The sequence below is a fragment of the Brevundimonas sp. genome, assembly GCF_036402095.1.
GTDB lineage: Bacteria > Pseudomonadota > Alphaproteobacteria > Caulobacterales > Caulobacteraceae > Brevundimonas.
In genome coordinates this window covers 1-10,815 of sequence record NZ_DASWTO010000209.1, presented here as the reverse complement: position 1 = coordinate 10,815, position 10,815 = coordinate 1, and the positions used below count along the sequence as shown (strand labels likewise).

Below are 10,815 nucleotides of genomic sequence, written 5' to 3'. Positions count from 1 at the left end.
ACCTCGCCCGACGGCTGGGCCTACTTCCACTTCACAAGCCGCGACGTCGGCGGAGGCTGGGCGGTCGAGGACGGCGTGGCCCACGCCCCCGACGGCCGCCCCATCGCCCTCGTCCGCCAGCGTCGCAAGCTGATGCCGACGCGCGGACCTACTTCCTGACGTAGCGGTTCAGGAAGGTCAGATACGCCTCTTGCGCGGTGATGCGGTTGTCGCGCCGCTGGAAGCCGTGCCCCTCGTCGGGGAACAGGACGTATTCGACCGGCACATTGTTGGCCCGGACCGCCGCGACGAGTTCCTCGCTTTCGACGGGCAGCACCCGCGGATCGTTGGCCCCCTGCACCACCAGCATCGGCCGGCGGATGCTCGAGGCGTGGAACAGGGGCGAGATGCGACGGTGACGCTCGCCGTCGGTCGCCGGATCGCCCATCTCGTCGAACAGGGCGTCGCGCTGGGCGCCCCACCAGGCGGGGATGGATTCCAGCGTCCGCACCCAGTTGGTGACGCCGTAGATGTTGATCCCGGCGTCGAACGCATCCGGGTGGAAGGCCATCGCTGCGGCGGTCAGGAAGCCGCCGTACGATCCGCCCATCACCGCCACCTGGTCGTCGGCGACCCAGTCCTGCTGGCGCAGCCACCGACCCGCGTCGACGATGTCCTGCAGGTCGGCCTGGCCGTGCGCCCTGTCATCCATGTGGAAGAAGGTCTTGCCGTAGCCGGACGAGCCCCGGTTGTTGGCCGCCAGCACCGCATAGCCGTGGTTCACCAGATGCTGGATCTGGGCCGAGTAGCCGCGCGTGCTCTGCCCGCCCGGCCCGCCGTGGGTCAGGACGATCGCCGGGACCGGATGCGCCGCCGAGGCGCCCTTGGGCCGGTAGAGCACCCCGGGGATGATCACGCCGTCCGACGCGGCGTAGCGAACGATGGTGGACTCGACCAGATCGGCCTCGTCGATGGCCGGGCTGAGCGCGGTCAGCAGTCGACGCGCCTGACCGGTGGCGAGGTCGGCCGTCCAGATGTCGTTGGGCGAGGTGTCGGACGAGACGGTGAAGGCGATGCGCGTCTCGTCGGCGTTGTAGCGCACCTGGCCGATGCTGCCGGCCGGCATGCCGCTCAGGCGCACCGGCTGCCCTGTGGCGGTGTCGAGCAGGGTCAGCTCGGTCGAGGCGTCGGCGTTCAGGGCCGAGACGCGATACCGGCCCGAGGGCGAGAAGCTGACGAACTCCACGTCCCAGTCCGCCTGGATCAGAGGAGCCTTGGCTCCCGTGGCCAGATCGTGGGTCCAGGCTTGCCAGAACTCGCCATGGGCGTTGGTGCCGTACACCAACTGCCGGCTGTCGGGCGTGAAGGCGTAGGTCGCATGGGCCACATCGCCCTCGTGGGCGGTGACCAGCCGGGGCTCGCGGTCGCCTTGCAGGTCGACCAGATAGACATCGCTGTCCGCGCTGGTGACCGGCTTGTCGATGGCCAGCCAGCGCCCGTCCGGCGAGACGTCGGCGATCAGGACGCCGGGGTTCTCGAACACCATCCGGCTCTCATAGGTATTGGCGTCATAGGCGTAGAGGTCGAAGACCTCCGGATCGCGGGCGTTCGACGTGACCCAGAAGGTATCCCGGGCGCCGTTCCAGCCCAGCACGTCGGCCTTGACGTTTTCGCCGGGGGTCAGGTCGCGGATCGTTCCGTCCAGTTCGCGGACATAGACGTGGCTCAGTTCGCTTCCGCCGCCGCCGCTGTCGGCGGTCAGCAACACGCGGTTGTCGTTCGGGAAATAGCTGACCCCGCGGGTCGCCACCGTTGTCGAGGCGCTCAGCGCAGCCGGATCGCCGCCGTCGACGGGCAGGGCATAGGCGTTGAACACGCCGGTCTGGTCGCTGGAGATCAGCACCGAGCGTCCGTCGGCGGAGAAGCCGAGCCCGGCGGGGCTGGACATGCCGTAGCTGCGGGTCTGGAAGAATTCGGCGGCGCTGTAGGTGCGGGGGGCCTGGGGCGTCTGCGCAATGACCGTGGCCGGCTCGGCCCGCGCCGGAACAGCGGCGAGCGGCGCGGCCATGACGAGCGTCAGGATGGACGCCATGCAGGCGGTGTTGGATTTCATCGGGGAGCCCCTGTTGAACGATGGTTGGTGATCGTCAGAGGGGGGCGGTCGCCGTTTCAGATGCGACCTGTCGCGGATTTAACCTCGGCCGTCGTCCGTCTTCAGTCCAGCGGGTCGCCGCGAAGCGCGATCAGGGGGATGACTATGTCCTCCTCGTCGTCGAGATGCCGGGCCAACTGGGGACCGGCGCGATCCAGAACGTCGGCCAGTCGCTCGACCCGGTCGCCGGAGTCCGCCGCGCCGCCGGTCACCGCCCCGTGCAGGGCGCGTCCGGTCGCCACCATCGCCTCGATGTGCTGATGGATGGCCTCGTGATCCCGATCCAGCAGCTCTATCCCCGCCGTGATGCGCGGCTCCAGTAGCTGCAGGGCGGGAAAATAGTGACCGCTCTCGATCCGGTGGTGGCCGTCGAGATGCTGCAGGAACTGTTGAAGGGTAGGGATCAGCATCCCGTGCAGCGTCCGGACATCGATCTGATCCCCATGCCAGGCGGCGATCATGGCCGCCATCTCCGCCTGATGGGCGCGAAAACCGCTGTGCATGTGCAGCCAGCGCCGCGCCGTCGGGTGCAGCCCGCCCATGCTCCACCGCTCGCGGGGAAAGCCGTCGCGCAGATACAGAAACTCAGGGGGCAGGCCCGAGCGTGACGCGAGCGCCAGCAGATCGGCCGGCGTGTCAGACAACGGCCGTCGTCGTCTTGATGAAGCCGCCGCCCAGCAGCCGATCGGGATCGGACGGATCATAGAGGGCGCAGGCCTGGCCGGGAGCCACGCCCTCCTCCCCCGTTTCGAAGGTGACCGACACCGCGCCGTCGACCAGCGACAGGCGTGCCGGCGAGGGCGGCCGGGTCGAGCGGACGCGCGCCAGCACCGGCGCGCCGGTCGCGGCCGCGGCTTCGATCGACGGCTCGTTTCCAAGCCAATTGGTTTCGTCCAGCGTCAGTGCCGCCGTCAGCAGGGCTTCGCGGGGGCCGACGATGACGTGACGCTTCGCCGGATCCAGCTTCGTCACGAACAGCGGCTCGCCCACGGCCACGTTCAGTCCGCGCCGCTGCCCGATGGTGTAGTCGGTGATGCCCGAGTGCGAGCCCAGCACGCGGCCGTCCATGTGCACGATGTCGCCGGCCTCGCGGCCCTGCGGGCGCAGCTTGTCGATCAAGGTGCGATAGTCGCCGTTGGGAACGAAACAGATGTCCTGGCTGTCCGGCTTGGCGGCGATGCGCAGGCCGAGTTCCGCCGCCACGCCGCGCACCTGCGGCTTCTCGAGATCGGCCAGCGGGAAGCGCAGATAGTCGAGCTGCTGCGCCGTCGTCGCGAACAGGAAGTAGGACTGGTCGCGTGAGTGGTCGACCGCCTTGCGCATCTGCGGGCGGCCGCCGACGACGGCGCGGCGGACATAGTGGCCGGTCGCCATCGCCTCGGCCCCCAGATCACGGGCGACGTCCAGCAGGTCGCGGAACTTGACCGTCTGGTTGCAGCGGATGCAGGGCACCGGCGTCTGGCCGGCCAGATAGCTGTCCGCGAACTGGTCGATGACGGCGTCCCGGAACCGGCTCTCGTAATCGAGGACATAGTGCGGGATGCCGAGCATTTCCGCCGCCAACCGCGCGTCGTGGATGTCCTGTCCGGCGCAGCAGGCGCCCTTCTTCTTCAGCGCCGCGCCGTGGTCGTAGAGCTGCAGCGTCACGCCGACCACGTCGTAGCCCGCCTTGTGGAGCAGGGCCGCCACCACCGTGGAGTCGACGCCGCCCGACATGGCCGCCACGACACGTGTACCGACAGGCAGGCCGACCGCCGCGCGCGCGGCCTCGATCGCCGCATCCATGTCGGCCTTGCCGGACATTGGGGCGATGGTGGGAACCGGGCAGATGTCGTCTGCGAGCGTCATGGCGCGCTATCTAGTGCGAAAGGCGCGCGATTTCGAGGCCACCGGAAAATCCGCGCCGGAAACGACAACGGCCGCCCCCGTCGCCGGGAGCGGCCGTCGTGCGTTCGGGGAGGAGTCCTAGCTGCCGCGGCCGTAGTGCTGGATGCGGGTCGTGCGCAGGCCCTGCATGCCCCACTTGTCGATCGCCTTCTGCCAGGCGAGAAATTCCTCGGCGGTCAGACGGTAGCGCGCCAGCGCGTCGTCGAGGCTGATCAGCCCGCCCCGGACGGCCGCGACGACCTCGGCCTTGCGGCGGATCACCCAGCGGTCCGTATTGGCCGGCGGAAGATCGTGCAGGGTCAGGGGCGTGCCCGTCGGGCCGACCACGTACTGTTCGCCTTGATTGTTAAGGCGTCGCTCTTGCAACATGGGCTTATGCCTCATTGACCACCATCACTAAGGTTCGAACCGTAGCGGTCGGCGGCTAAGGGCCGTTTAAGCGTCGTGGTGAAGGAAAGGCTAAAATGCCCTCCGTCGCCCCACTCAATATTCAACAAAGATTTCATTGAGGTTTACGACCCGTTACTCAGAGATCAGCGTTTGATGCTGATCAGTTCTGCGAGCATTTCGTCGGCGGTGGTGATGATTTTCGACGATGCGGAGTAGGCGCGCTGTGTCGTGATCAGGCCGGTGAACTCCGCCGACAGATCGACCGTGGACGCCTCCAGCTGGGAGGAGCCGATGGTGCCGGCCCCGCCCGTGCCCGCCGCCTTCAGATTGTAGGTGCCCGATCCCTGGCTGACCCGGAAGGCGTTGCCGGTGGATTCCAGCAAGGCGTCCGGGCTCGGGAAGGTGGCGAGAGCGATCTGGGCGATGCGGCGGGTGACCCCGTTGTCGAAGATGGCGGTGACGAAGCCGGTGTCGTCGATCTTGACCTCAGACAGGTTTCCGAAGGCGGTGCCGTTGGTCAGCACGGCCTGGACGACGGAGGCGCTGTCGTACTGGGTCAGGCCGCCCGCCGAAGCGCTGAGGTCGAAGGCCAGCACCTGGTCGTCGATGCCGAGGCCGGCGGCCCAGTTGAACTCGCCCGCGCCGGGGGCCGCGCTGTCGGAAGCGCCGAAGGTCAGCGTGGCGGCGGCGGGGTCGTCGAAGAGGGCGGCGGCGCCGAGGGCTTCCATGGCCGCGACATCCAGCCGCCCGTCCTGGGTGAAGGCCACCAGACCGGTCTTCAGCTGACCATTGGTCAGGCCGGCCCCGGTGACGACGTCCGATTCCGGGATCGCCCGGATTTCTGCGTACCACTGGTTGGGCACGGTGCTCTTGAGGAACGACAGGGCGATGGTGCGCTGGCCGCCCTTGGAATCCGACACGGGGATGGTCAGCTCGAAGTCCGGCTTCACGCCGTCGCCGGTTTCCGGATCCCACATGGCCATCGAATTGGTCACCGGGTCATAGGCGTTGGCCCCGGGCGGCACGGCGGCCGCGTCGGTAGCCTCGGCGGAAACGTCCTGGCTCGACTTGATGTTGGCGTTGAGCTGAACCCGCGTGGTCGGTTCGGCCGTGCCGCCGACGGACCCGACGTTGATCGTGCGCAGACGGCTCAGGTCCGAGGGGTCGGCGTTGATGTTGCCGTCGGCGTCGACGGGCCAGCCCTGCAGATACAGTCCGGCGGTGTTCTTCAGATAGCCCAGGTTGTCCACCCGGAAGGCCCCGGCGCGGGTGAACAGCCGCGCGTCGGTGACCTGAAGGTTCTCGGCCTTCTCGGTGACCACGAAGAAGCCCTGGCCGGCGATGCCCAGGTCGGTGTTGGACGTGGTCCGCTGCAACTGGCCGGCCTGGCCGGTGTAGTGGCGGGCGCTGGCGAGCACGCCCCCGGCGGAATAGCCGGCCCCGGAGACCTGGCTGTTGATCACGGTCTGGAACTCTGCAGCCGAGCGCTTGTAGCCGACAGTGTTCACGTTCGCGATGTTCTGGGAGATCGCGGCGAGGGCGGCGGAGTTGGCGGTCAGGCCGGACACGCCGGCCAGTAGGGCGCTGTTGATGCTCATGGCGCGGGGCTCCTTACGAGAACAGTTTCAGGGGATTGAGCGATGAGGCGATCGAGGCCAGCAGGCTCTCGTCCTCTTCGTCAGCGGGAGGGGGTGTTTCGCCGGTGCGCGCTTCCTCGAGCGCGATCAGGCTGGACATAGGCAGGATCGAGTTGCCGACAGTCAGGAAGACCTCGCCGTCGTACATCTCGACTCCGGTGACGCGGCCGTGGGTCAGGACCTGGGCGTCGATGGCGCCGCCGGCGGCGTCCTTGGCCGTGACTCTCAGCGAATAGACTTGGCCTTCCTGGCCGTCGTTGCCGGACGTGGCCTCGCCGTCCCAGGCGAATTCGTGGACGCCGGTGGTTTTGTTGGGGGCGTCGCCCGACCAGACGACGTTGCCCGAGCCGTCAACCACCTCCAGCTTCGCGGAGGCGGCGTTGGAGGCGATCTCGTAGCTCCACGAGGCTTCCCCGTCAGTGAACTTGGTGGCGGACCAGGCGGCCGTCGCCTCCTTGCCGATGTAGTTGGCCGCGCTCTCGAGACCGCCACCGCCCTGGGCGGAGACCAGGCTCTTGAGCAGTTCGTTGGTCAGCAATTGCTGCTCAACACCGGCCATCTGCGTGAGCTGGGCGGTGAACTGGTTGGAATCGACCGGCGAGAGGGGGTCCTGATTCTTCAGCTGTGAGGTCAACAGCGCCAGGAAGGTCTCGAAATTCGAGGCCAGCATGGTCGTGCCGGCGTTGATCCGGTTCGTCGCATTATTGGTGGTGGTGACGGCGTCGACCATCGTCAGACCTTCATGTCCACGCCCGAGGGCGAGAGAGAGCGCGCCAGCCATTGCGGCGGCTGGGCCAGATCGATTTCGGCGTTGAGGCGGGCTGCGGTGGCGAAGGCGCGGTTCTGTCCGTGGCGGGCGTCCTGCCCCCGGTCGAAGGCGCTGGATCCGCTGTCGCGTTCCGTGAACTCGAAAGCGTCCTCCGCCAGCTGGAAGCCCGCGGCCTCGAGTTGGCGGCGCAGCTCGTCGGCCCGGCCCCGCAGGTCCGTGGCGGCGGCGGGATTGTCGAAGGCCAGCCGGGCGGCCAGGCGCCCTTCGGAATCGATGTCCAGTTTCACGTCCACCCGACCCAGTTCGTCGGGCCTCAGCGCGATCTCGAAGCGCGTCGAGCGGCCTTCCAGCTTGCGCAGAATCTGGGCGGCGATCTGCGCCGTGGCGTCGATCGCCGCCCGCGACAGCGTCGACGCCGCGTGATCCCGGACGGGGGCGGCGGCCTCGGTCGGGGAGGAAGCGGAATCGCCCGCCGGAGCGGCGTCGGCCGGCGCCGGGCCGGAGTCCGCGACCGGGGCGGGTTGGGTCGCGGCGGACTTGATCGGCTGGGTCGCCGCCGCCGGCGCCGGCTGCGGGGTCGTGGCCGGGCCGATCGTCCTGGTCTCGACGACCGTGCCGGGCTCCGCGGGTTTTGCAGACTCGTCGAGCGGTTTCGAAACGCGTTCGGCCAAGGGCCGCAGCGGCGGCAGGACAGGCTGGACCGGAGTTGCGCCGGATTTCGCCGGTGCGGACGGAGCCGTCTCGGGCTGGTCTCCATCACGCGCGGCCGGAAGCGTGGCGTCGGTCGTTTGGCCGTCCGGCAGACCCTGCGCCCCGGGCTCTTTGGAAGGGGCGGCGCCCGGCAAGACCTGGGGACCGGCGCCCTTTGCGGTGGAGGTCCCGGGCAGAACCTGAGGTTCGGCCCCTTTGCCCGGAGCCGCGTCCGGCAGAACTTGCGGCTCCGATCCCTTGACCGCCACGCCCGGCAGGACGAGGGGGCCGGTGTCTTTCGCGGCCGCGGCGCCGGGAAGAACCTGCGGTTCGGCGCCGTCTGCGGCGCCGGATTTCGGCTCCATCTGCGGGAGAAGGGGCAGGGCGACCGGCTGAGCCGTCGGAGCAACGTCCTCGGCAGCGGACACATCGACGCTCTCCGCCGGGGCGGCTTCAGCGGACGGCAGCGCCCCGCCGCCGTCGACGTCGGGGACGGCGCTCTCCCCGGACAGCACCGTGGCGAGCAGGTTCTCGAACCCCGACGCGTCGGCGCCCGACGACCCTCGCGGGTTCGCCGGAACGGCGGGCGCCATCATGGAGAGCACGGCTTGCGCGGACATGGTCCCGAGGGGGTGTCGCCGGAGCGAGGGTGACGAGGCGCCTGCTGCGCCGGACATTCGGAACGCCCGGCGCAAGTCGTGGGCCAGTTCGGATTGCCTCTGTAACCAGCGGAAAGTACAACATAAATTGTGAGGGTGGCGATCCAGCGGTCCGTCATCGACCAGTCGAAACTTGCCGCGTGCCGACGTTTATTGCCCGGCGCCGCCGGCCCCGGTTCCGTCGGACCGTCTGGCCGCCCGCGTCTGGCCCGGTGTTTGCGCCCCTCTCGGGTCATGACACAGGCGCGAAACGCGATCTCGCGGAAATTCAGTAACTTGCCCGGGCCGTCCTCAAACGACGCCGGGCAAAAAGCGCGCATCGGCTGGCAGGGCTTGCCGGGCGCCGAGGCGTTGGAGGCCGTCGCATGTCGCTGAACGCCATCATGAACACGGCGACTACCGGGCTCGCCGCGGCCCAGACCCAGCTGCGGGTGGTCTCGGACAACGTCTCCAACGTCAACACGCCCGGCTACGTCCGCAAGATCGCGGACCAGGTCACCCTGACCAGCCAGGGCATGGGCGCGGGCGTCGAGGTGGCGCGCATTCGTCTGGCGACCGACCGCTTCCTTCAGGCGGCCAGCCTGAACGCGGGCGCCGAGGCGGCGCGCCAGGGCGTCCGCTACGAACTGTATGACCGCATCCAGTCGCTGTTCGGCGATCCGGGCGGCGACAGCGGCTTCTTCTCGCAGGTCGACGGCGTGTTCGCGGCCTTCGCGGCCAGCGCCGAGGACCCGACCTCCTCACCACGCCGCCAGGACGCCCTGTTCCGGACCCAGGCGCTGTTCGACGAAGCGGGACGCATCGGCGAACAGATCCAGGCCGTGCGAGAGGATGCGGACGGCCGCATCCAGAGCGCGATCGAAAAGGCCAACAACCTGCTGCAGCAGATTGAGGGCCTGAACCTTGAGATCGCCCGTGCGACGGTGGTCAACGGCGACGCCTCCGGCGCCGAGACCGCCCAGTCCGCCCTGATCGGCGAACTGGCCGAACTGATGGACATCCGGGTCTCCACCCGTCCGGTCGGCGGCGTTTCGATCCGCACCGGCGCGGGAACCTTGCTGGCGGGGGAGGGGGCGGCGACGCTCAGCTACATCCGCGCGGGTACGGTCACCAGCGAGACGGCCTTCAATGAAATCTGGGTCACCGAGCCCGGCGGGCAGAAGCGCTCGCTGCTGGACAACGTCGTGTCCGGCGAGATCAAGGGCCTGGTCGAGCTGCGCGACATCGAGGCGCCGGCCACGGCCGAGCGACTGGCTGAGCTGGTGGCTCACGTCGCCGACGAGCTGAACCGGGCTCACAACGCCAACAGCGCGGTTCCTGCCCCGAACAGCCTGACCGGGCGCAACGTCGGCCAGACGTTCGAGAGCGCGATCGCCGGCTTCAGCGGCCAGACGACCGTGGCCGTCACGAACGCCGCCGGAATCGTGCAGGCCCGCGCCGACATCATCTTCAGCGGCGCGACCATGACGGTGAACGGCGTCCCCGCCACTCCCGCCAGTTTCCTCACGGTGCTGAACGCCCAGCTGGGCGGCGCCGCGACGGCGAGCTTCGCCGACGGCAAGCTGACCCTCTCGGCAAGCGGCGCGAATGGCGTGGCCGTGGCCGACGACGCGACCAGTCCCTCGACCAAGGCCGGTCGCGGCTTCTCGCATTTTTTCGGGCTCAACGACCTGATTTCGACCGACCGCCCCGCCTTCTACGAGACGGGCCTGATGGCGGCGTCCCCGCACGGCTTCACGGCAGGGGAGGCCCTCAGCTTCCGCTTCACGGGCGAGAGCGGGTCGAAGCTCCGGGACATTCAGGTGGCGGTGCCCGCCGGCGGCACGGTCGGCGACCTGATCACGGCTCTGAACGATCCGGCGACCGGAGTCGGCCGGTTCGGCACGTTCGCGTTGGCGGCCGACGGTTCGCTCAGCTTCACCGGCTACGGCAATCCGGCGCCGACGATGAGCGTGCTCGAGGACACGACCATTCAGGTCCCGTCGGGCGTCTCGGTCACCGAACTATTCGGCATCGGCGGGGGCGTGCGCGCCTCGCGGGCGGACGGCTTTTCGCTCAGGACGGACATCCGCCAGAGTCCGGCCAGGCTGGCGCTGGCCCAACTGAACCTGTCGGCGGCGGTCGGCGCCTCGGCGCTGAGCCCGGGCGATGGCAGGGGCGCGCTGCTGCTGGCCGACGCAGGTGAGCGGGCGGCGAGTTTCTCCGCCGCCGGCGATTCTTCCGGGGGGACAATCTCGGTCTCCCGCTATGCCTCGGAACTCTCGGGCGAGATCGGCGGCAAGGCGTCGGCCGCGAAGAACCGCAATGATACGGCAGCGGCCCTCGCCACCGAGGCGACGGCCCGCCAGACGGCCTATGAGGGGGTCAACCTGGATGAGGAACTGGTCCTGATGACCACCTACCAGCAGGCCTTCAACGCATCCGCCCGGCTGATCCAGGCGGCCAAGGACATGTACGACACGCTTCTGGGGATGATCTGATGACCCGCGTCGCGACCTTCGGAAACTACCAGTCGGCCCTTCTCGACCTGATGAAGGCACAGACCCGCGCTGCGGACGCGCAGGAGCGGGTCTCCACCCAGAAGAACGCCACGGACCTGACGGGCTTCGGTCGGCAGGCCGAGACCCTGACGGCGCTGAAGGGGGCCCAGAG

At 69.0% G+C, this 10,815-nt stretch carries 8 protein-coding genes and 1 pseudogene; 2 read left to right on the top strand and 7 right to left on the bottom strand.

Features of this window, described 5'->3' with window-relative positions:
- Positions 1-159: pseudogene (locus VGD32_RS14270) on the top strand (thioesterase family protein); the annotation flags it as partial.
- On the opposite strand, the gene VGD32_RS13930 reads toward VGD32_RS14270, so the two are convergent.
- From VGD32_RS13930 to VGD32_RS13900, 7 genes are all read right to left on the bottom strand, one after another.
- Positions 149-2,092, bottom strand: a complete 1,944-nt coding sequence (locus VGD32_RS13930; RefSeq protein ID WP_331032478.1) for a S9 family peptidase — start codon at positions 2,090-2,092, stop codon at positions 149-151. The pseudogene VGD32_RS14270 and the gene VGD32_RS13930 overlap by 11 nt on opposite strands.
- A 101-nt stretch (positions 2,093-2,193) precedes the next feature.
- Positions 2,194-2,775, bottom strand: coding sequence for a hemerythrin domain-containing protein (locus VGD32_RS13925; protein ID WP_331032477.1), 582 nt, complete (start codon positions 2,773-2,775; stop codon positions 2,194-2,196).
- Positions 2,768-3,979, bottom strand: coding sequence for a tRNA 2-thiouridine(34) synthase MnmA (gene mnmA / locus VGD32_RS13920; RefSeq protein ID WP_414644425.1), 1,212 nt, complete (start codon positions 3,977-3,979; stop codon positions 2,768-2,770). Before mnmA ends, VGD32_RS13925 begins: the two co-directional genes overlap by 8 nt.
- A gap of 117 nt (positions 3,980-4,096) precedes the next feature.
- Positions 4,097-4,387: a DUF1153 domain-containing protein gene (locus VGD32_RS13915; protein ID WP_168046867.1), complete on the bottom strand. Its 291-nt coding sequence runs from the start codon at positions 4,385-4,387 to the stop codon at positions 4,097-4,099.
- A 164-nt stretch (positions 4,388-4,551) separates the two neighbouring features.
- Positions 4,552-6,006, bottom strand: coding sequence for a flagellar hook protein FlgE (flgE, locus tag VGD32_RS13910; RefSeq protein ID WP_331032476.1), 1,455 nt, complete (start codon positions 6,004-6,006; stop codon positions 4,552-4,554).
- 13 nt (positions 6,007-6,019) lie between these two features.
- Positions 6,020-6,775, bottom strand: coding sequence for a flagellar hook assembly protein FlgD (locus VGD32_RS13905; RefSeq protein ID WP_331032475.1), 756 nt, complete (start codon positions 6,773-6,775; stop codon positions 6,020-6,022).
- 2 nt (positions 6,776-6,777) lie between these two features.
- Positions 6,778-8,124: a flagellar hook-length control protein FliK gene (locus VGD32_RS13900; protein ID WP_331032474.1), complete on the bottom strand. Its 1,347-nt coding sequence runs from the start codon at positions 8,122-8,124 to the stop codon at positions 6,778-6,780.
- A gap of 404 nt (positions 8,125-8,528) precedes the next feature.
- Between VGD32_RS13900 and flgK the strand changes: the two genes are divergently transcribed.
- On the top strand, positions 8,529-10,643 hold the full coding sequence (flgK, locus tag VGD32_RS13895; protein WP_331032473.1) for a flagellar hook-associated protein FlgK: 2,115 nt from the start codon (positions 8,529-8,531) through the stop codon (positions 10,641-10,643).
- The last annotated feature ends 172 nt before the right edge of the window (positions 10,644-10,815 follow it).